The sequence below is a fragment of the Roseibacterium elongatum DSM 19469 genome, assembly GCF_000590925.1.
Classification (GTDB): Bacteria; Pseudomonadota; Alphaproteobacteria; order Rhodobacterales; family Rhodobacteraceae; genus Roseibacterium; species Roseibacterium elongatum.
In genome coordinates, this window is record NZ_CP004372.1 from 109,597 (window position 1) to 128,236 (window position 18,640).

20 protein-coding genes, 2 tRNA genes and 2 pseudogenes are annotated in these 18,640 nt (G+C 64.6%); 11 read left to right on the plus strand and 13 right to left on the minus strand.

Going from position 1 to position 18,640, the window contains the following annotated elements; genetic code table 11:
* Positions 1 to 4 precede the first annotated feature (4 nt).
* The 3 genes from ROSELON_RS00525 to ROSELON_RS00535 all read left to right on the plus strand — a co-directional run bounded on the left by ROSELON_RS00525 (position 5) and on the right by ROSELON_RS00535 (position 1,955).
* Complete coding sequence (locus ROSELON_RS00525; protein ID WP_025310514.1) at positions 5 to 628, plus strand: LysE family translocator; 624 nt, start codon at positions 5 to 7, stop codon at positions 626 to 628.
* Positions 629 to 717: 89 nt separating this feature from the next.
* Positions 718 to 1,389 (plus strand): DUF2927 domain-containing protein, encoded by a 672-nt coding sequence (locus ROSELON_RS00530; protein ID WP_025310515.1) that lies wholly within the window; start codon positions 718 to 720, stop codon positions 1,387 to 1,389.
* A 26-nt stretch (positions 1,390 to 1,415) separates the two neighbouring features.
* The gene (locus ROSELON_RS00535; RefSeq protein WP_025310516.1) at positions 1,416 to 1,955 is read left to right on the plus strand and encodes an adenine phosphoribosyltransferase; all 540 of its coding nucleotides are present in this window, start codon (positions 1,416 to 1,418) and stop codon (positions 1,953 to 1,955) included.
* On the opposite strand, the gene ROSELON_RS17985 is transcribed toward ROSELON_RS00535, so the two are convergent.
* Both ROSELON_RS17985 and ROSELON_RS17990 read right to left on the minus strand, forming a co-directional pair.
* Positions 1,952 to 2,188 (minus strand): hypothetical protein, encoded by a 237-nt coding sequence (locus ROSELON_RS17985; protein ID WP_156945645.1) that lies wholly within the window; start codon positions 2,186 to 2,188, stop codon positions 1,952 to 1,954. The genes ROSELON_RS00535 and ROSELON_RS17985 overlap by 4 nt on opposite strands.
* Positions 2,189 to 2,202: 14 nt before the next feature.
* The gene (locus ROSELON_RS17990; RefSeq protein WP_025310518.1) at positions 2,203 to 2,709 is read right to left on the minus strand and encodes a hypothetical protein; all 507 of its coding nucleotides are present in this window, start codon (positions 2,707 to 2,709) and stop codon (positions 2,203 to 2,205) included.
* Positions 2,710 to 3,012: 303 nt separating this feature from the next.
* Between ROSELON_RS17990 and ROSELON_RS00550 the strand changes: the two genes are divergently transcribed.
* Positions 3,013 to 3,099: transfer RNA gene (locus ROSELON_RS00550), tRNA-Leu, on the plus strand.
* Positions 3,100 to 3,275: 176 nt separating this feature from the next.
* Here ROSELON_RS00550 and ROSELON_RS17670 read toward each other — a convergent pair.
* Both ROSELON_RS17670 and ROSELON_RS00560 read right to left on the minus strand, forming a co-directional pair.
* Positions 3,276 to 3,902, minus strand: a pseudogene (locus ROSELON_RS17670) (MipA/OmpV family protein); the annotation flags it as partial.
* 157 nt (positions 3,903 to 4,059) lie between these two features.
* On the minus strand, positions 4,060 to 4,371 hold the full coding sequence (locus ROSELON_RS00560) for a DUF6280 family protein (RefSeq protein WP_025310520.1): 312 nt from the start codon (positions 4,369 to 4,371) through the stop codon (positions 4,060 to 4,062).
* 216 nt (positions 4,372 to 4,587) lie between these two features.
* Between ROSELON_RS00560 and efp the strand changes: the two genes are divergently transcribed.
* Positions 4,588 to 5,151 carry an elongation factor P gene (gene efp / locus ROSELON_RS00565; protein WP_025310521.1) on the plus strand — a complete coding sequence of 188 codons (564 nt, stop codon included), beginning with the start codon at positions 4,588 to 4,590 and terminating at the stop codon, positions 5,149 to 5,151.
* A 62-nt stretch (positions 5,152 to 5,213) separates the two neighbouring features.
* Here the strand turns inward: efp and ROSELON_RS00570 are convergent, their stop codons facing one another.
* From ROSELON_RS00570 to ROSELON_RS00590, 5 genes are all read right to left on the minus strand, one after another.
* Positions 5,214 to 6,071, minus strand: coding sequence for a rhomboid family intramembrane serine protease (locus ROSELON_RS00570; protein WP_025310522.1), 858 nt, complete (start codon positions 6,069 to 6,071; stop codon positions 5,214 to 5,216).
* Positions 6,072 to 6,134: 63 nt separating this feature from the next.
* Entirely contained in the window at positions 6,135 to 6,965 is an 831-nt protein-coding gene (locus ROSELON_RS00575; RefSeq protein WP_025310523.1) for a hypothetical protein, read from the minus strand.
* Complete coding sequence (locus ROSELON_RS00580; RefSeq protein WP_025310524.1) at positions 6,937 to 7,329, minus strand: hypothetical protein; 393 nt, start codon at positions 7,327 to 7,329, stop codon at positions 6,937 to 6,939. The genes ROSELON_RS00575 and ROSELON_RS00580 overlap by 29 nt, the downstream gene beginning before the upstream one ends.
* Positions 7,330 to 7,516: 187 nt before the next feature.
* Positions 7,517 to 8,935: a TolC family outer membrane protein gene (locus tag ROSELON_RS00585; protein WP_038650008.1), complete on the minus strand. Its 1,419-nt coding sequence runs from the start codon at positions 8,933 to 8,935 to the stop codon at positions 7,517 to 7,519.
* A 110-nt stretch (positions 8,936 to 9,045) separates the two neighbouring features.
* Positions 9,046 to 9,702: a protein-L-isoaspartate O-methyltransferase family protein gene (locus tag ROSELON_RS00590; protein ID WP_025310526.1), complete on the minus strand. Its 657-nt coding sequence runs from the start codon at positions 9,700 to 9,702 to the stop codon at positions 9,046 to 9,048.
* A gap of 203 nt (positions 9,703 to 9,905) precedes the next feature.
* Between ROSELON_RS00590 and ROSELON_RS00595 the strand changes: the two genes are divergently transcribed.
* Positions 9,906 to 9,979, plus strand: a tRNA-Cys gene (locus ROSELON_RS00595).
* Between the two features lie 100 nt (positions 9,980 to 10,079).
* Here ROSELON_RS00595 and ROSELON_RS00600 read toward each other — a convergent pair.
* Positions 10,080 to 10,271, minus strand: coding sequence for a hypothetical protein (locus ROSELON_RS00600; RefSeq protein WP_025310527.1), 192 nt, complete (start codon positions 10,269 to 10,271; stop codon positions 10,080 to 10,082).
* A gap of 105 nt (positions 10,272 to 10,376) precedes the next feature.
* On the opposite strand from ROSELON_RS00600, the gene ROSELON_RS00605 reads away from it, so the two are divergent.
* Both ROSELON_RS00605 and ROSELON_RS00610 read left to right on the plus strand, forming a co-directional pair.
* Positions 10,377 to 11,867, plus strand: a complete 1,491-nt coding sequence (locus tag ROSELON_RS00605) for an alginate export family protein (RefSeq protein ID WP_025310528.1) — start codon at positions 10,377 to 10,379, stop codon at positions 11,865 to 11,867.
* Entirely contained in the window at positions 11,848 to 13,188 is a 1,341-nt protein-coding gene (locus ROSELON_RS00610; protein ID WP_025310529.1) for a serine hydrolase domain-containing protein, read from the plus strand. Before ROSELON_RS00605 ends, ROSELON_RS00610 begins: the two co-directional genes overlap by 20 nt.
* A gap of 48 nt (positions 13,189 to 13,236) precedes the next feature.
* On the opposite strand, the gene ROSELON_RS00615 is transcribed toward ROSELON_RS00610, so the two are convergent.
* From ROSELON_RS00615 to bhcR, 3 genes are all read right to left on the minus strand, one after another.
* The gene (locus tag ROSELON_RS00615; RefSeq protein WP_025310530.1) at positions 13,237 to 13,641 is read right to left on the minus strand and encodes a NifB/NifX family molybdenum-iron cluster-binding protein; all 405 of its coding nucleotides are present in this window, start codon (positions 13,639 to 13,641) and stop codon (positions 13,237 to 13,239) included.
* Positions 13,638 to 14,039 carry a DUF6858 family protein gene (locus ROSELON_RS00620; protein WP_025310531.1) on the minus strand — a complete coding sequence of 134 codons (402 nt, stop codon included), beginning with the start codon at positions 14,037 to 14,039 and terminating at the stop codon, positions 13,638 to 13,640. The genes ROSELON_RS00615 and ROSELON_RS00620 overlap by 4 nt, the downstream gene beginning before the upstream one ends.
* 80 nt (positions 14,040 to 14,119) lie before the next feature.
* On the minus strand, positions 14,120 to 14,959 hold the full coding sequence (bhcR, locus tag ROSELON_RS00625) for an HTH-type transcriptional regulator BhcR (protein WP_025310532.1): 840 nt from the start codon (positions 14,957 to 14,959) through the stop codon (positions 14,120 to 14,122).
* Between the two features lie 172 nt (positions 14,960 to 15,131).
* Here bhcR and bhcA point away from each other — a divergent pair, with 172 nt between their 5' ends.
* The 3 genes and pseudogenes from bhcA to bhcC all read left to right on the plus strand — a co-directional run bounded on the left by bhcA (position 15,132) and on the right by bhcC (position 18,522).
* Positions 15,132 to 16,322 (plus strand): L-aspartate--glyoxylate aminotransferase BhcA, encoded by a 1,191-nt coding sequence (bhcA, locus tag ROSELON_RS00630; RefSeq protein ID WP_025310533.1) that lies wholly within the window; start codon positions 15,132 to 15,134, stop codon positions 16,320 to 16,322.
* 10 nt (positions 16,323 to 16,332) lie between these two features.
* Positions 16,333 to 17,302: pseudogene (bhcB, locus tag ROSELON_RS00635) on the plus strand (beta-hydroxyaspartate dehydratase BhcB).
* 56 nt (positions 17,303 to 17,358) lie between these two features.
* The gene (gene bhcC, locus ROSELON_RS00640) at positions 17,359 to 18,522 is read left to right on the plus strand and encodes a 3-hydroxy-D-aspartate aldolase BhcC (protein ID WP_025310534.1); all 1,164 of its coding nucleotides are present in this window, start codon (positions 17,359 to 17,361) and stop codon (positions 18,520 to 18,522) included.
* Positions 18,523 to 18,640 lie beyond the last annotated feature (118 nt).

Consider the following 18,640-nt stretch of genomic DNA (forward strand, 5'->3'; position numbering starts at 1 on the left):
GCCCATGCCGCTGGAAACATGGCTGACCTTCCTTGCCGCGTCCTTTGTCCTGCTGATCATTCCGGGGCCGACCATCTTGCTTGTGCTGTCCTACGCGCTGAGCCAGGGGCGGCGGGTCGCCGTCTCGACCGCGGCTGGGGTGGCGCTTGGCGATCTTGTCGCCATGACCGCGTCGCTGGCCGGGCTGGGGGCGTTGGTGCTGGCCTCGGCAACGGTGTTCACCATTCTGAAATGGATCGGCGCGATCTATCTGGTCTGGCTGGGGGTCAAGCTGATCCGTTCCGCCCGCGCGGGCGCGGTTCATCTGCCCGAAACCGGCCTGGCGACGGCGCGACAGACCTTTGGCCACGCGGCAGCCGTCACGGCACTCAACCCCAAATCCATCGCCTTCTTCATCGCCTTCGTGCCGCAATTCATCGACCCGGCGGCACCGCTTCTGCCGCAATTCGGCATCCTGATCGCCAGTTTCGTGACACTGGCCACCCTGAACGCGCTGGCCTATGCGCTGTTGGCGGACACGCTGCGGCGCCACCTCGTGCGCCCCGCGGCGATCGCCTGGCTGACGCGGGCGGGCGGCGCCACCCTGATCGGTATGGGCCTGCTGACCGCCACGCTCCGCCGTGCCTGAGCGCGACCGACACCCGATCGCCACACCCGGGCGACTTGCGCCCACCCGTCGCCTTGATCCCGCCCCGACCACTTGCCATCACAGGGGTCATGTGGCGGTTGTTCCTGATCCTGCTCGGCTTTGCCGCGCTTGTCCCGCGCCCGGTGGCGGCACAGGAATACCTCAGCGTGCGCGGCCCCCTGTCGGACGAAGCCTTTTATCGCCTTGTCGCCTGCGCCGCGCCGCCCGGCGGGGACTGCGCCAAACCGTTCATCCGCTGGCCTGCGCACCGGCGCTTGTCGTTGCGGGTCGGCCTCGCGCAGATCAGCGCCGCGTTTGTCGATTATCGGTTTGACCTCGTCGATGCGGCACTGGACGACGCCATCGCCGAGATCAACGGCGCCGGCGCACATCTGTTTCTCGAACGCGCCTACGAGCCGCCCTTCGACGTGCCGATCTACCTCGTGGCAACGCCGCAGGGTGGGCGCATTTCGGGCACGGGGGTTCCCGAACTGGATGGCACCGACCTCTATATCGGGCGGGTCGCCCTGCGCTCGCGCGGAGAGGAGATCACGGCCGCCGCGATCGCGATCTCGGCTGACATCCGGCGACGCGAAATCGCCTCGGTCGTCCTGGAAGAGGTCGTCCAGGCGCTCGGACTCATTACCGATATCGCCTCGCCCGCTTACGAGGATTCGATCTTTGCCGAGAATGGCAATTCCACCGTTCGGCTGCGCGGCCAGGATGCCGCCGCGCTACGCCGGCACTATCCGCGGCTCTGACCGCACCCAGCAAAAGGTTTGGCAACATGCTCGATACCAAGGTGCTGCAGGATTACATCCGCACCATCCCCGATTTCCCGCACGAAGGGATCATGTTTCGCGACGTGACCACCCTGTTTCAGGACCCGCGCGGGTTTCGCCTTGCGGTCGATCAGTTGCTGGCCCCGTTCGTCGGACAACGCATCGACATGGTGGCCGGCCTCGAGGCGCGGGGTTTCATCCTAGGGGGCGCGGTGGCCCACCAACTGTCGAAAGGGTTTGTCCCGATCCGCAAGAAGGGCAAGCTGCCCGCGGCGACCATCGAACAGGAGTATGAACTGGAATACGGAAGCGCCACGGTCGAAATCCATGACGATGCGCTGAAACCGGGCGACAAGGTGCTGCTGGTGGACGACCTGCTGGCAACGGGCGGCACGGCCGAAGCGGGGATCAAACTGATCGAACGGCTGGGGGCCGAGGTCGTCGGCTGCGCCTTTGTCGTCGATCTGCCCGAGATCGGCGGCCGCAAAAGGCTGGAGGATATGGGCATGGCCGTACATGCCCTGTGCCACTACGCCGGCGCCTAGGCCCTTGCCCCAAGGGCGGCCAGGATCGCCACATCCGGCATTTCCGCGCCGCCCAAACGGCACCCGTCCCGCACGACCGAGAACATCGCAGAGGGCCAGACCGCGCGGTGGCGCGCCTCTTCGGGGTCGGACAGGCGCTGATGCCGGATGTGCAACCCGCGCGCGGCCCCTTCGGCGATCAGACGGTCCGTGCGCCGCTCGAGGCCGGCGCTTTCGCCACTGGTCTGGATCACGGCGCCCGGCCCGATCAACGCGGCCCGCGCCCGCCAGTCGCGCGGCAACGACGGCAGCGACAGCGCCCGTGCAGAACCCGACCCCACAGGCGCACCTCGTCCGGCCCGGTATCGAGCGTCAGCCACCCGCGGCCGGGGGCAAGCTCGGGCGCGACCAGCCCCTCGTCGCGACCGGTCATGGCCAGCACGGCGGCATACCCGTAGTAGGTCGCGAACCGTTCGACCGCCGCCCAAAGACTGCGGGCCCCGGCGACGGCCTCGGGCCCCGGTGCGACGCGCAGATCATGGACAACCACGGCGCGCGCGGCCCCGTCGATCGGACGCCACGACAGACGCCCCGGTTGGAACATGACGAACCCGTTGAGCGGTTCGCGCAACATTCGGATTTCGAGACCTTCGGAAAACCGCGCCATCAGCCAGGCGCGATCATAGGGCGCATGGGGGGCGGCCAGCATGCGGTCGATCCGCTGAAAGGAACAGCGATCAAAGGTCGGTGGCGACACGGTCACCAGATCTTTCACCCCTCGCGGCATGGCGAGCTCCCGTAAACAACATAGGGTTGCGCGTTCTTTGCCAAATTGCCGCACTTGAATGGCGCGCGCCTTGATCTGCCGCAAACTGGAAAATTGAAGATCTTAACGATTTGTTCACCGTTAAACGGCATGGTTGCGGCACGTGCCGGCCCCAACAGCCGGCATGTGACTGGCTGTTTGTCACGTCCCAAGGCTGCGCGCGCTGTCCCAGTCAATGCGCGCAGCCGCCACTCCAAAAGACGGTTCGATACGATTGTCTTCCGGCGCGCGAGCGGCTAGCCCATGGCCCGTGCGGGCGTGATGGAATTGGTAGACATATCGGACTTAAAATCCGTGGGCCATCGTGCCGTGGGGGTTCGAGTCCCCCCGCCCGCACCACGTTTTCCTGCAACGGGCACAAGGCCCGATGGGGCTATCGCCCTAACGAGAAGCGGCGCATCAGCACCAGCGAGACCCCAAAGGCGTCTTCGGACTGCACCAGGGGCGAGTCGGCCGGCATCGCCGGTCAGGCGCGTCCAACTGACCGTGCCGTCGAGGCTCCAATCCTCGGACAGGGTGTACCGCGCCCCAAGTTCCAGCCCATAGCTGACCACCCCCTCGCCCGGGGCATAGGCTGCGATGCCCGAGGTCAGTGCCTCGGCCCCCGTCACGCCAAAATAGGTGGCGGCATAATCCTCGGACCCCCACAGCATGCGCGGCCCCGCGGTCACGGTCAGATCCTGCGTGGGGCGCAGGATCGCGTCGATCCCCAGTTCGCCCACCCAGCTTTCGTGCCCGATGACGCCATAGCGTATGTCGGCAAAGGCCATGAAGGACTCGGCCTGATAGCCGACACCGCCGCCCAACTCGACGCTGAGGTCTATATCGTCCAGTCCGGCAAGTTCGTCGAAATCATCCGCGTTGCGCGCCCCGACAAGGCGGAACGACCCGCGGGGACGCCACCCATAGGTTACGGCATCGGGATCGGGATCGCCGAATTCAAGGTCGCCGATCCGCAGGTGATCGAAGGCAAAGCCCCCGCTGGGACCGATGGCATAGTCATCCGAGCCGAAATATTCGGGCGCGACCCGTCCGCCCAACCCGGCCCAGAAGGACAAGGAGAAGTCCGTCTGCGCGGTAGCCATGCAGGGGCCGATCGCCAACAAGGCGGCACATGCCATGCGTTTCATTCGATCCCCCATTCCGGTTATCCGCGTTCATCCATGAGCCGCAGCGACTTTCGGTTGATACATAGCACGACGCGGGGCACAGCATAGTGGTGCCGTGTCATTCATACGTGAAAAAGCGCGCCGCAGTGGCGCGCTTTCATGCCCGGCACATGACTGGGGGCGGTCGGCGTCAGGCGGCTTCGGCCTGGCTGCGGCGCTCGCTTTCCTCGCGGCTGAGCGCGACCGAGGTCCGCACGCCGCTGGCGACGAACTTCATCAGCCCTTCGACGACACGCTCATTCGGGTCGATGCCGGCGCAGCTCAGCACCTCGCGACCATCGCGCGAGCGCGCCCAGCGGGCGATTTGCTCAGGACCATTGCCATATTTCTTGTCATCGGCAATCGCGTCATCAAGTGCCGCGAGAACGACCGCGGCGAAGAGTTTCCGCGCGCGTTGACCCTGTTCGAAGTTGAAGGCGGTGCCATCAACGAAATCTCGCATTTCGTCGTCCTTTGTTTTTGCTCTTGCAATTTCGGCGTGACGCCTCTTATGCCCAGATTCTATGCAGCACAGGGATGCAAATATTGCATATGTGGTATTCTGCAAGATCATGGCTTGCAGCAGATGGCTACAGGTTCCGGTGTATTGTCAGCGTCCCAAGCGCCAGATATAGGAAGCCGCAACGCTTTCTCAAGTTTTTGCCAAGGTTTTGCCTCTATGCCCAAGATCAACGGGAATGAAATCCGCCCCGGCAACGTCCTCGAACACAATGGTGGCCTGTGGGCCGCGGTGAAGGTCGATCACGTCAAACCCGGCAAGGGCGGGGCCTTTGCACAGGTCGAATTGCGCAACCTGCGCAACGGCAGCAAGCTGAATGAACGCTTTCGCTCGGCCGACAAGGTCGAGCGCGTGCGCCTGGAACAAAAGGACCAGCAGTTCCTGTACGAGCAGGACAGCATGCTGGTCTTCATGGATACCGAAACCTACGAGCAGATCGAATTGCCCGCCGACATCCTCGGCGACCGGCGGCCGTTCCTGCAGGATGGCATGACCATCGTGGTGGAATTCCACGAATCGGAGGCGCTGAACGCGACCCTGCCGCAAAAGGTCGTCTGCAAAATCGCCGAGACGGAGCCGGTCGTCAAAGGCCAGACCGCGGCCAACAGCTTCAAACCCGCGATCCTCGACAATGGGGTCAAGGTGATGGTCCCCCCGTTCGTCGGTCAGGACGAAGATATCGTCGTCAACACCGAGACGATGGAGTATTCGGAACGCGCCTGATCCGCGCATCGCGACAGCCACACAGGCGCCGGTCCCGCCCGGCGCCTTTTTTTTCATGCACCTCAGTCCCGGCCGCCAGACCAGGGCGAGCGTGGCGTGCGGCGGGACCCAGCGCGCGGAATGCGCGACAGATCGGACAAGGGACGGTCGGCATCGCGTGGCATGGGCACGCGGCGCACAACCGGGATCGGGCTGCGGCGTCCGCGCTCGACGACGTAATTGACCTCGTCATGGGGCGGCTTGCCATGGGTGCGCCCCCACCAAGCCGGCCCGCCACGCCTGAGCCAGGCCGGCAGGATGAGGATCAGACCTGCCGCAAAACCGCCCGCATGCGCCCAGTAGGCGACGCCGCCACCGGCCACATCCATCGACAGGCCGTTGAACAACTGCAAGGCAAACCAGATCCCCAGCATCAGCCATGCGGGAATGGTGAACACCTTGATCAGAAAGAAGATGATGACCAGCACGTCGATCCGCGCACGCGGAAACAGCAACAGATATCCGCCCATGACCCCGGCAATAGCGCCAGAGGCCCCGACCATGGGAATGGGGGAATAGGGGTCTGCCAGGATCTGCCCCCCGGCCGCCGCAACCCCCGAGGCGAGGTAGAACAGCAAGAACCCGACATGCCCCAGCAGATCCTCGAGGTTGTCGCCAAAGATGTACAGAAACAGCATGTTGCCGATCAGGTGCATCCAGCCGCCATGCAGAAACATCGAGGTCACAATCGTATGCTGATCGGTCCCGGCCAGCACCTCGCGCGGCACCAGCGCCCATTGATCGAAAAAGGCCGACAGCATCGCCTCGCTTCCCGAAAGCGACGGGAAATAAGCCAGAAACACGACCACATTCATCGCGATCAGGGCCCAGGTGACAAAGGGCGTCCGGTTTGACGGGTTGTGATCGCGGATCGGAAACATGACCCGTCAACAGTTGGGTGGCCAAGGGCCGAGGTCAAGCGGGGCCTGTGCCCGGAACCGCATTCAGTCCAACTCGTCGGCGGCCAGCATCAGCCGAATCTCGCGTCGCACCATCTTGCGCACATTCCGCGTAATGCGTTGCCCCAATGGGCCTTGCAGCTCTTCGCGGACGACCTCGGCCACGATCTCACGCAGCGTCTCTTCGTCGAGGATTCCGGCTTCGTCTTCGGGGAAGGTGAAGGGAGAGGCTTCGTCGCCCAGGTCCTCGATCGCGTCATGGCCCGTGTCGTCCTCGACAGGGGACGGGTCGCGCTCGGGCCGCGGCACCTCTTGCAGCGTCGGGCCCGATGCGGCGACGCGCGCCTCCGCTTCGTGATCCGGCAGGGCCGTCTCAGGCTTTGCATCCTCGGGGGTCGGCTCCTGCGCGTGCGGCGGTGCCGTGACAGGCGCGGTATCCTGGTCGGCGACTGTCTCGGTCTCACTCTGGGGCTCACCCTCGGGCTCGGACACCTGCATGTCCTGCTTCGGTCGCGCCAACTCATCCGACCGGCGGCGCGAAAAGATCGGGGTGAATTCGGGCTTGTCTTCTTCGGCTGCCGTGTCCGTGGCCTCGGGGGGCTGGGGTTCCAAATCGACGGGCATATCGGGCTGTCCCGCCCCCCGCGCGGCGGCAAGATCGCGCAGGGCGCGCTCGGCATTGCTGCCGGGCCAATCCACATCGCCGGTCTCGGGCTCGAAATCGTCGGGCGCTGCGGCCGATTGCTCGCCCAGGATGTCGGCCACAGCCTCTTCTGCGGCGATGACGTCACGGTCGATTGGCGCGTCGTCCTGGTCATGGTGCTCAGCCGGCACAGGCGCGGCCATGTCATCGCCCCCCACGCGTCCGGCGACCATGCGCGTCCTCGGGGGCCTCGCCCAGCGCGGCATCTGGTGCCTCTGTCGCGGGCATCGAGGGGGCATCCTCGGATGCCGCCCCCACCACATCGAATACGGCCAGACGATCGTCTGGCTGCCAGGCGTCGTCAGGCTCGGGGCTGTCGTCGGCATCCGATTTCAACGGGACCGGCGCCCAGGGATCATCGGGATCGGTGACGCGCAGCGCGGGCGTCAGGACCAACTTGTCGGCGCCTTCCGAGGGCGGCGGGGGTGTATCGGGTTGATCCACGGACCGCTCCGGCGCGTGGTGATCGGACACCAACCGGCGGATGGAGGACAAAACGTCCTCGATCTCTTCCGAGCTTTTTGCGGTATCGGACATCACGCTCTCTCCTCAATGATCGGACGCCGACCGGCGCAGCGCCCATCCCGCGCGGTCGACCCCTCGTCCCGGGGGCCGTTTCAGCGGGCCTTGGGTCGTGAGGATACAGGCAAGGCGCCGTTCACACAACGCATTGCTAAAACACAACCTATTGAGTGGCTTGCGCGCCACCCTTCAAGTTGCCGGATCACTCGCTGCGGCCGACGCGCTGCAGCACGCTGTCCAGTTGCGCGCCCTGCGGCGAGGCAAACCGCGCCGGTGCGCGCCCGAACAGGTCGGCATAGGCCTCGGGGTCATATTCGGGCACCGGCAGATCCAGATGCTCGACCGTCAAGAGACCGGAGGCCGCCAGCAAGGCATAGGACGCGATATAAAGATCCGTCTGCGCCTGAATGCGCGCGATCCGCGCGTTGAGCACATCCTGTTCCGCATCCAGCACGTCGAGTGTCGTGCGCGCGCCCAGCGACGCCTCTTCGCGCACGCCCTCAAAGGCCAGTTCCGAGGCGGCGATCTGCTGATCGGCGGCCTGGATCTGCGCATTGGCGATGCGCATCTGCGCCCAGGCATTCCCGACAGCCTGCACATTGACCAGAACCTGCTGGTTCAACCCCGCCCGCACAACGGCGGCCTGGGCCAGGGCCTGGCGTTCGAACGAGGCCAGTTGCCCTCCCCGATAGATCGGCTGGGTCAGGGTAATGCCGATCGATGCCCCCTCGCCCGGGTTTCCGGTAAACGGTTCTGGATCGACCTCGGTGTAGGAATAGCGACCGTCCAGAGTCACACTCGGCAAGTAGGCACTGCGCGCCTCGGCCACGGCCAGTTCGGCGGCCGTCACCTCGTGCTGCAACGCCAGGATGGACGGATGGCTCTGGCGGGCCAGTGCTTCGGCCTCGGCCTCGCTGCGCGGCAGGCCGGGAATGTGGCCCGGGCCGGACAAGCCGTTGGGATAGCGCCCAATGGCAAGGTTGAAGAGTTCGCGGCTGATCTCGAGCGTGCCCTGCGCGGCAGCCAGTTGCGAACGCGCCTCGGCCAGCGCGGCCTCGGCCTGTGCGACGTCGGTGCGGGTATCCTCGCCCACCTCGAACCGATCGCGCGCGGCGCGCAGTTGCTGGGTGATGACACGCACGTTGCCCTGCCGGACATTCACGACCTGGATGTCGCGCCAGACATTCATATATGCCGTTACCGCGTCGCGCAGGACCTGCTGTTCAAGCGCGATCAGCTCGTACCGTGTGGCCTGGAGCGTTTCCCGCGCCCCCTGGATCGCGGCGCGCCGGCCGCCGCCCTGATAGATCACCCATTCGGCGACAAGCGCCGCCGTTGCGGTGGTGGTCTCGTTCACCAGATCGCGCTCGGCCGAGGCGACGAAGTTCAACACGGGCCGCAGCGCCGCCATGGCCTGTGCAACGTTCTCGTCATCGATCCGCAGCAGATAGCGGTTCTGTTCCAGCAGGAAGGAATTGGCATAGGCGTCGGCCATCGCCTGCCGCAACGAATCCGCGGCCGCCGGGGTCGGCACTGCGGCCAGGGCCACGGCCCCCGCGGCCAGCGTCATCCGCAAACCCTGCTTGAGTCGCCCAAAGCTGAGCCCTGCCCGGTATTGCATCCGATCGTCCCACCCTGTGTCGCGCGGTGCCGACCCCACGAAGGGCCCGCGCCCGATTTCCGTTTACCCTTGCACGCGGCAGGCGCGCCGATCCGTCGCCCGCACGCGGATCAGAACACGAAGCTCTGCGCCTTGGCAAAGCCGGGCAGAACCTCGGCCGTTGCGTTGAATTCCATGCGCCAGCTGACGCGCCCCTCGGGCGATTTGAACCCGATGCACACCTCGCCCAAGGCGCCTTTCATGAAGATCGCGATGATCTGGCCGCCCGGTTTCAACTGCTCGATAATCCCGGCCGGCATTTCCTCGATCCCGCCCGAAATCACGATCGCATCGAAGGGGCCATGTTTGGCCGCGCCTTCGGCCAGGGGGCCGGTGACCACCGCGGCGTTCAAGACGCCCTGTGTCGCGAGGTTGGCCTCGGCCTCCTCGGCCAGTTCGCCATCTTCCTCGACGGCGACGACGGCCTCGACCATGCGCGACAGCAGCGCCGTGATGTAGCCCAGCCCCGAACCGATCTCGAGCACGACATCGGTCGGGTCGAGATCGAGCGCATCGAGCATCTTGGCCGTCGTGCGCGCATCCAGCAATTGCCGGTGCGGCGCCAGTTCGATCGGCCCGCCGACATAGGCCAGATCGCGCTTGGCGTCGGGCACGAACTCTTCTCGCGGGATGGAGAGCATCGCGTCGATGATGGTGAACTTGGTCACGTCCGAGGGGCGCACCTGCGTGTCCACCATCGTGACGCGACGGGAAGCGAAATCCGCCATGTAACTGAACCAGGTCGTCTAGTTGCGTTGATGGTTTCTCGCACAGTGCGCCGATGCGCGCAACTGTGCCGATGCCCGTTGGGTCGGGTTTGACGCACCTGTGCCACAGAGCACCGACACCGTGCCCAATGCACGGCATGGAGCCAACCAAGCCACCTTGCACAGGGCGAAACGATCGGATACCTCCGTCTCTACACCACCGGGGCGAGTTGGCGGAGTGGTGACGCAGCGGATTGCAAATCCGTGTACACCGGTTCGATTCCGGTACTCGCCTCCAATCTCACGCAGACAGGCCTGACGCAGTGTCTTTTCAGGTCCCGTGCCCTTGTGCGCACGATGGCAGGTCTGCGGCGTGCGGGTTGTCGGGCACAGCCTGATCATGCGGCGGCCGATCGCACGGTCATCTTCACATCCCTGTCTTTTCCACCGCCCTGACTGTGGGTGTAGGAGCCGCCGGCACGGCCAGGCAAGGCGCTCAGCAGCGGTGTGGTGGCCGTCAGATCGCGTGGCCAGACCGCCCCGATGCAGGCCGTGGTCACCTTGCTGGCCGCCCTGCCCAGACGTGGCATCGCCCACACTCGTGCCGCCAATACATTCTGAATGGCATGAATTTCCTGTTGAGCGACACAAGCGCTGGCCTACACTTTGTAGTAGAAAAGTTGGAGAGGGCGTTCATGGTGGTTCAACCCTGCACGAAGACCGTGCCTGCCGTTCTTTACAAGCACAGGCCGGCCGCGACCCGATATCTCGGTGTCGGTGTGGTGCTGGCAGCGGGCGCTGCGGCGATCATCGCCACCCCGTCCGCAGCGCAGGAGACCGACCCGTGGCTTCTTTATGACGAGAACGGCACGACGGTGCGGGCCACCCTGCAATTCGGGGCCAACCTTGTCAGTGAGGCCGACCTGTTCTGGAACCTTTCGGAAAACGCGGCACCAGGGTCCGGGTTCGACCCGGATGCCACCTGGCTCGAGCTTTACGTGACACCGGGACTGGAATTCGAAACCACCTTCGACAGCGGAAATCAGGTTTACGGGCGCCTCTCGGCGGTTGGGTCCTACACGCTTTGGACAGACGCGTTCGATACGGGCGATACCGGGCGTGTCACACTGGAAGAGGCGTATGTCGGGTTCAGAACCGGTTTTGCCGATGGGGCCGCGCTCGATCTATCCTTCGGGTCGCGGGCGTTGCGCCTGGGCACCGGCATGTTGATCTCGGACGGGGCGTCTGACGGGTTCGATCGCGGCGCGCTGAAATTCGGCCCAAGGCGGGCGTGGGAAATCGCGGCCATCGCGGAACTGTCATGGGACGACTATACCGGGACGCTGTTCTATATCGATCCGCGCGAGCATGACGATAGCGACAATGGCAATGCGCTGGCCGGGTTCGATTTCCGCTACGATGACCCGGCGGGCGGTTACCTGGGTCTGACCTATGTCAGCGTGCTGGAGTCCGACGCGCCCTATCCGCGCGTTGATCCGGTCACGGGTTTGGATATCGTTCCCGGTGCGCGAGAGGGCACGAATACCCTTGCGCTCTATGCCCGCAGCAATCCGTTCGAGGGGGCGTTCGAAAACGTCTTTCTGACCGGTGATCTGGCCTATCAATGGAACGACAGCATCGACCTGACCGCCTGGGCCGGGCGCGTGCAGGTCGGCTATACCTTTGCCGACGCGGCCTGGACGCCGACCCTGACCTACAGCTACCAGAGCTTTTCCGGCGACGATCCGGACACCGCGGCGCTGGAACGGTTCGACCCGCTGTACTACGACGGCTCGCCCAGCGCCTGGGCGACAGGCTCGAAATCGGCGATGGTCTTCATCAATTCGAATGTGCAGTCGCATAATCTGGCGGTGTCGCTGCAACCGACGCAGCGCGATACGATCACCTTCCGTTACGCGCATGTGCGCGCGAACGAACTGGGCAGCCCCATCCAGTTCGGTCAGGCGACGCGCCCCGGCGCGGGCGGCGGCCTGCTGCAGACCGGGGTGGATGACGCCCATCTCTCCGACGATTTCTTCATCGAGTATCGCCGCATCATCAACCGCAACACGTTCCTTTCGGCCGGCGTCAGTGTTGCCGTGCCCGGCGAGGGCATCCGAAACGTATTTCCGGGGTCCGACCCCAACTGGGTGGGAGGTTTTCTGAATGTCGTCTACAATTTCTAGGCTCGGCGCGCTGGCGACCGGCGGTCTTTTCAGCCTGTCGCTTTTGGCGCAGGATGCGCATGCGCAAGCCACGGGGTTCCCCTCGGCCCAGGAGAGCGACCCATCGGCCATCGGCTGGATGGAGGGGTTCCCCCCGCCGCCCGAGTTGCGGATCACGAACCCCGATTCAGTGTTCTTCAGCTTTCCCCGCCTGCGCTGGTCCGTCTGCCATCTGCGCGAGTTTTTGCCGACCGAGCAGGTCAGCCGTGGCCTCGGCGCGCCCATCCCGTTCGACTATGCGTTGGATGACGGGATCGACGCCGTCACGTTCATGCCGCTCCGCGGGGAGGAGGAGATGACGTGGGAGGAGTCGCTCTACGCCAACTACACCGACGGCATGTTGATCCTGCATGAAGGGCGGATTGTCTACGAGCGCTACTTCGGCTGCATGGATGAAGCCGCCCAGCACGCGGCCATGTCGATGACCAAGTCATTCACCGGCACGCTGGCCGAAATGCTGGTGGCCGAGGGCACGTTGGACGACACCGCTTTGGTCAGCGACATCATCCCCGAACTCGAGGTCAGCGCCTTTGGATCGGCCACTGTTCGGCAGGTCATGGACATGACCACAGCCTTCGAATTCAGTGAAGATTACGGCGACCCCAACGCAGCGATCTGGGTCTACAACGCAGCGGCCAGCCCCTTCCCGCGTGGCGAGGGATACGAGGGACCGAACGGGTATTTCGAATTCCTTCAGACGGTGGGCCCCGATCCCGAGGGCATCCAGCATGGCGATGAATTCCACTATCGCACGCCGAATTCGGACGTGCTGGGTTGGATCGTGTCCCGCGTGTCCGGCATGGAAGTGACCGAGCTATTGTCCGACCGGATCTGGAGCCGCATGGGCGCCGAGCAAGACGCCTACATGACCGTGGATGGGCTTGGCACCCCGTTTGCGGGGGGTGGCCTTTCGGCCGGCCTGCGCGATCTGGGGCGTTTCGGACAGATCATGCTGAACGGTGGCGCATGGCACGGCGAACAGATCGTGCCCGAAGCGGCCGTCGAGAGTATCCGCGCGGGCGGAAACCTCGATGATTTCGCGGCCGCCGGATATGCCGATCTGGCCGGCGGTAGCTATCGCGGGCAATGGTGGATGTTCAACAACGATCACGGGGCCTTCGCCGCGCGCGGTGTGCATGGTCAGACGATCTATATCGACCCCACGGCCGAGATGGTGATCGTGCGCTTCGCGTCTTTCCCGATTGCCTTCAACAGCCGGATCGATCCGACTTCGCTGCCGGCCTACCAGGCGGTGGCCGAATACCTGATGGCCCAGGACTGAGGCCAAGGGCGGGGGGGGACACGCCCCACCCCGCACCGTCATGCCGCGTCAATGGGCATGATTTGCCGCAGCGCGAGCCATGGTATCGGCGAGATAGACCTCGAACGGGGTCTGCATCGCACCCGAGGCAAGAAAGTTTGCCACTTCGGCCTCGGGGTCGGGTGTGGCCGCCACGGCGACGCGAACACCGTGGCGTCCCAGGCGGCGCAGGAAGCCGGCCCCGCAACTGGCCACGATCACGGCATCCATCTCGAACAACGGATGCGGATCGGCCCGATCGCCCCAATCGTGAATGGCCATGCCACGGGGCAAGTCCAGCCGATCGGCCGGCACAATCGCCCCGCTGTCTTCTTCGCAGTCAAAGACCAGCCAGCGCCGCGTTTTCCCGGCATGCGGCGTGATCGTGCGAAAGTTCTGCGAGGCGACGGCGATGCGGAACGAGGCCCCGGTCATGCCGCGACCACCTTGTCGGCGATCTCCTTGCACCACCCCTCCATCGCGGTGGTCGCGATTTCCATCGGCGCCTCGAGAAACGAAATCACGAAGCGAGTCCCCAAATCGGCCACCCCGATCGAGCGCGGGCGCACCGACAGCATCACGGGGTCGGGCAGCTTGTAGCCAAAGCAGAACACCAGGTTCTTGGCGGCCAGGATCTCTGGGTGGATATCGCCCCCAAAGCTGCTCGTATGCGCGTAGTGGTCGAAAACGGCGATCTCGGCCACATTGGGTTCGGCATCGATGCGCGCCTGAAGCCGCGCGATGATGTCGTCGACCGTGGCGCAGCTGGTTTCTTCCTTGGCGATTTCGAGGTGAAAGACAGGGTATTTCTGTTGCAGAAGAGTTTGCTTCATCAGGGGCCTCGGGCACTTGTGTGACACGGGGCCACCGCGTTCGGCCGGAACGCAGGGGCCCCTTGAGGCCCCTACATATGTCAATATTTTGCAGGCGCACCCATCGCAGCCGATAATGTCGCAGCCGCCCGGGTCACGGCGGCGGCCAGCCCCGCGATCTCGGGCAACCCGATCCGCGTCGATGGCCCGGACACAGACAGGCCGGCAACGGCCTCGCCATGCATGTCGAAGACCGGGGCGGCGATGCAGCGCATTCCGTCGGTCTTTTCCTCGTCGTCGATCGCATAGCCCCGACGACGACTGACCGCCAGATCCGCGATCAGGGCCTCGGGCGCGGTCAGGGTCTTGTCGGTGAACCGCTCGCGCGGGTGCGAGGCCAGCAGCCGCGCCAACCGATCGTCGGGCATCTGCGACAGCAGCGCCTTGCCGATGCCCGAGGCATGCATCGGCGACAGGGTGCCGGGCGGGAAAAACGCCCGGATCGACGCCTGCGTTTCGACCTGGGACACGAACAGAACGGCGGCCTCGCGCGCGATGCCCAGATTCGCGGTTTCCCCGGTCTGTTCCATCAGGTCGCGCAGGATCGGGCGGGCCCGATCCACCAACGAGGTTCGACGCAGAAAGCGCGCGCCGATCAGGAATGCCTGAGGCCCGATCTGCCAATGCTGCGCCACTGGATCGAATTCGACCAAATCGCGCTGCTCGAGCGTGACGAGGATGCGATAGACTGTGGCCGGGGATTGCGACAGATCGGCGGCCAATTCCGACAGCGTCACCCCCTGCTTCTGCGACAGATGCTCGAACACCTGCATGGCACGATCCAAGGACTTGATCGTGTTCTGGGCCGTTTTGTCATCCCAGGCCTTGGGGCGTCCGCGGGCACGGCCAGCGGCGGGGTCGGGCACGCGATCTTCAGCCATGCACAAGGGCCTCCTAAATTTCTGAAAAAGCCTTTCACATGATGAAAAAATCAACGCATTGTTATTGCTTGATTTTCACAAGGATATCAGTTTTGAAAAGCCATTTCAAAAAAATTGTACCGACCAATGACCCACGGCTATCCTACGTGTCAGAGACGGGAAGGAGATGGTCATGAGCTTTCAGAATCCGGTGTTCATTCCGGGCCCCACCAACATGCCCGAAAGCCTGCGCCGGGCGTGCGACATGCCGACGCTCGACCATCGGTCGAGCCTGTTCGCCGATATCCTGCAACCTGCACGAACGGGTGTGCGCAAGATCCTCAAGTCGGAGAGCGCCGAGGTGTTCGTGTTCCCCGCGACCGGCACGGGCGGCTGGGAGACAGCGATCACTAACACCCTGTCGCCCGGCGACACCGTTCTGGCGGCACGCAACGGGATGTTCAGCCACCGCTGGATCGACATGTGCCAACGCCACGGCCTGACTGTGCAGGTGATCGACGTGACATGGGGCGATGGCATCCCGGCCGATAGGTTCGAAGAGGCCTTGCGCGCCGACACCGGCCACAAGATCAAGGCCGTCCTGGCGACCCATAACGAAACCGCCACCGGCGTCGTGTCGGATATCGCCGCGGTCCGTGGGGCGATGAACGCCGCGGCGCATCCGGCGCTGCTGTTCGTCGATGGCGTGTCCTCGATCGCGTCGATGCCCTTCGAGTTCGACGCCTGGGGCGTGGACGTGGCGGTGACCGGCTCGCAAAAGGGGTTCATGCTGCCGGCCGGTCTGGCGATCACCGGCTTCTCGCCCAAGGCGATGGCGGCCGTTGAAGCCGGCGGTCTGCCGCGGTGTTTCTTCGATATCCGCGACATGGCCAAGACCTATGCCAATAACGGCTATCCCTACACGCCGGCGGTCGGGTTGCTGAACGGGCTCAAGCAAAGCTGCGACATGCTGCTTGACGAAGGGCTCACCCATGTCTTTGCCCGCCATGCCCGTATTGCCGACGGCATTCGCGCCGCCGTCTCGGCCTGGGGGATGGAGCTGTGCGCGACCTCGCCGGATCTCCATTCCAATTCCGTCAGCGCCATCCGCACGCCCGAGGGGTTCGACGCCACGCGGATCGTCACACACGCCGCCGACACCTACGGCGTGGCCTTTGGCGTCGGCCTCGGCGACGTGGCGGGCAAGGTCTTTCGCATCGGGCATCTTGGCATGCTGACCGACGTGATGGCTCTGTCGGGCATCGCCACAGCCGAGATGTGCATGGCCGACCTGGGCCTGCCGGTGACACTGGGATCGGGCGTCGCGGCCGCGCAGGAGGTTTACCGCAACACCGCCAGCGCGATTGCGCTGGCCGCAGAATAGGGGGAGAGCGATGAAGGACGTAGCCGATACTCTGCCGACTTATGACGACGTGATCGCCGCACATGAGCGGATCGCACCCTACATCCACCGCACGCCGGTTCTGACCTCGACCTATTTCAATGAGTTGACCGGGGCCGAGCTGTTCTTCAAGTGCGAGAACTTCCAGAAAGCAGGCGCCTTCAAGGTGCGTGGCGCCTGCAATGCGGTGTTCGGCCTGTCGGACGCCCAGGCCGAAAAGGGCGTGGCGACCCATTCTTCGGGCAACCATGCGCTGTCACTCAGCTACGCGGCGGGTCGGCGGGGCATTCCCTGTCACGTCGTCATGCCACGCACCGCGCCCGAGGCCAAGAAAGCCGCCGTGCGCGGCTATGGCGGTCAGATCACCGAATGCGAGCCCTCGACCAGCTCGCGCGAGGCGGTCTTCGCCGAGGTGCACGCCCGCACCGGCGCGGATTTCGTGCATCCCTATAACGACCCGCGGGTGATCGCCGGCCAAGGCACCTGCTCGCGCGAGATGATGGACCAGGTCGAGGGCCTCGATGCCGTGATCGCGCCCATCGGGGGGGGTGGGCATGATCTCGGGCTGTTGCCTGACACTGTCGAACATCGCCCCGGACGTGGAGATTTACGCCGCCGAGCCGGAACAGGCCGACGATGCCTATCGCAGTTTCAAGGCCGGGCATATCATTGCCGACGACGCGCCGGTAACGGTGGCCGATGGTCTGAAGGTACCGCTGAAGGAAAACACCTGGCATTTCGTGTCGCATCACGTGACCGACATCCTGACCGCCAGCGAGCAGGAAATCATCGACGCGATGAAACTGACCTGGCAGCGTATGAAGAACGTGATGGAACCCAGCTGCGCCGTGCCGCTGGCGACCATTCTCAAGAACCCCGAGGTGTTCCGCGGCAAGCGCGTGGGCGTGATCATCACCGGCGGCAATGTCGACCTCGACAAGCTGCCGTGGATGAAAGGCTGAACCGGGCGCTGCGCCGAGGCGCATCCAACCGGACTCAACGAACAGGGAGAGATGTTATGAAAGACATGACCGAATTCGACGGGATGGAAGTGGGCTATGACATTCCCGCCCTTCCCGGCATGAGCGAGGCCGAGATCCAGACGCCCTGCCTCGTGCTGGACCTCGATGCGCTGGAGCGCAACATCAAGAAGATGGGCGACTATGCAAAGGCCCACGGCATGCGCCACCGCGTCCATGGCAAGATGCACAAATCGGTGGACGTGGCGCAGCTGCAGGTCGACCTGGGCGGTGCCTGCGGCGTCTGCTGTCAAAAGGTCAGCGAGGCCGAGGTTTTTGCCCGCGGCGGGATCAAGGATGTTCTGGTCTCCAACCAGGTGCGCGAGCCGCAAAAGATCGACCGGCTGGCCCGCATGCCGAAACTGGGCGCCCGCACCATCTGTTGCGTGGATGACGTGGACAACGTGGCCGACCTGTCGGCTGCTGCACAGAAACATGGCACCGAGATCGAGTGCCTGGTCGAAATCGATTGCGGCGCAGGGCGCTGCGGCGTGACGACGACCGAGGACGTGGTGCGCATCGCCAAGGCCATCGATGCCGCGCCCGGCCTGAAATTCGCGGGTATCCAGGCCTACCAGGGCGCCATGCAGCACCTCGACAGCTATGACGAGCGAAAGGCCAAGATCGACGTCGCCGTTGCGATGGTGCAGGACGCGGTCGATGGCCTGAAGGCCGAGGGCCTGGAGTGCGACATCGTCGGCGGCGGCGGCACCGGCAGCTATTACTTCGAGAGTAATTCCGGCGTCTACAACGAGCTTCAGTGCGGCTCTTACGCGTTCATGGATGCCGATTACGGCCGCATCCTCGACAAGGACGGCAATCGCATCGACCGGGGCGAATGGGAAAACGCGCTGTTCATCCTGACCAGTGTCATGAGCCATGCCAAGGCCGACAAGGCCATCGTGGATGCCGGCCTCAAGGCCCAGTCGGTCGATAGCGGCCTGCCCGTGATTTTCGGGCGCGACGATGTTCAATATGTGAAATGCTCGGACGAGCACGGGGTCGTTGCCGACCCTGACGGGGTGCTCAGCGTCAATGACAAGCTCAAGCTGGTGCCGGGCCATTGCGATCCGACCTGCAATGTCCACGACTGGTATGTCGGCCTGCGCAACGGTGTTGTCGAAACCGTCTGGCCCGTCTCGGCGCGCGGCAAAGCCTATTGACGGGTTTCGCCGCCTGACGGCGGCGACCGATGCGAGGGGGCGTTGCCCCCTCGCGCTCCCCCAGAGTTTTTTGACCAAGATGAAGAGGTGGGCCGTCGCGTTCCACCAAAGCCAGGAG

Excerpts from the sequence above, each read along its gene's own strand:
- ROSELON_RS00525 (WP_025310514.1), top strand. The coding sequence starts at position 5 with ATGCCGCTGGAAACATGGCTGACCTTCCTTGCCGCGTCCTTTGTCCTG.
- ROSELON_RS00530 (WP_025310515.1), top strand. The coding sequence starts at position 718 with ATGTGGCGGTTGTTCCTGATCCTGCTCGGCTTTGCCGCGCTTGTCCCG.
- ROSELON_RS00535 (WP_025310516.1), top strand. The coding sequence starts at position 1,416 with ATGCTCGATACCAAGGTGCTGCAGGATTACATCCGCACCATCCCCGAT.
- ROSELON_RS00560 (WP_025310520.1), bottom strand. The coding sequence starts at position 4,371 with ATGCGAGATTTCGTTGATGGCACCGCCTTCAACTTCGAACAGGGTCAA.
- efp (WP_025310521.1), top strand. The coding sequence starts at position 4,588 with ATGCCCAAGATCAACGGGAATGAAATCCGCCCCGGCAACGTCCTCGAA.
- ROSELON_RS00570 (WP_025310522.1), bottom strand. The coding sequence starts at position 6,071 with ATGTTTCCGATCCGCGATCACAACCCGTCAAACCGGACGCCCTTTGTC.
- ROSELON_RS00575 (WP_025310523.1), bottom strand. The coding sequence starts at position 6,965 with ATGGTCGCCGGACGCGTGGGGGGCGATGACATGGCCGCGCCTGTGCCG.
- ROSELON_RS00580 (WP_025310524.1), bottom strand. The coding sequence starts at position 7,329 with ATGTCCGATACCGCAAAAAGCTCGGAAGAGATCGAGGACGTTTTGTCC.
- ROSELON_RS00585 (WP_038650008.1), bottom strand. The coding sequence starts at position 8,935 with ATGCAATACCGGGCAGGGCTCAGCTTTGGGCGACTCAAGCAGGGTTTG.
- ROSELON_RS00590 (WP_025310526.1), bottom strand. The coding sequence starts at position 9,702 with ATGGCGGATTTCGCTTCCCGTCGCGTCACGATGGTGGACACGCAGGTG.
- ROSELON_RS00600 (WP_025310527.1), bottom strand. The coding sequence starts at position 10,271 with ATGCCACGTCTGGGCAGGGCGGCCAGCAAGGTGACCACGGCCTGCATC.
- ROSELON_RS00605 (WP_025310528.1), top strand. The coding sequence starts at position 10,377 with ATGGTGGTTCAACCCTGCACGAAGACCGTGCCTGCCGTTCTTTACAAG.
- ROSELON_RS00610 (WP_025310529.1), top strand. The coding sequence starts at position 11,848 with ATGTCGTCTACAATTTCTAGGCTCGGCGCGCTGGCGACCGGCGGTCTT.
- ROSELON_RS00615 (WP_025310530.1), bottom strand. The coding sequence starts at position 13,641 with ATGACCGGGGCCTCGTTCCGCATCGCCGTCGCCTCGCAGAACTTTCGC.
- ROSELON_RS00620 (WP_025310531.1), bottom strand. The coding sequence starts at position 14,039 with ATGAAGCAAACTCTTCTGCAACAGAAATACCCTGTCTTTCACCTCGAA.
- bhcR (WP_025310532.1), bottom strand. The coding sequence starts at position 14,959 with ATGGCTGAAGATCGCGTGCCCGACCCCGCCGCTGGCCGTGCCCGCGGA.
- bhcA (WP_025310533.1), top strand. The coding sequence starts at position 15,132 with ATGAGCTTTCAGAATCCGGTGTTCATTCCGGGCCCCACCAACATGCCC.
- bhcC (WP_025310534.1), top strand. The coding sequence starts at position 17,359 with ATGAAAGACATGACCGAATTCGACGGGATGGAAGTGGGCTATGACATT.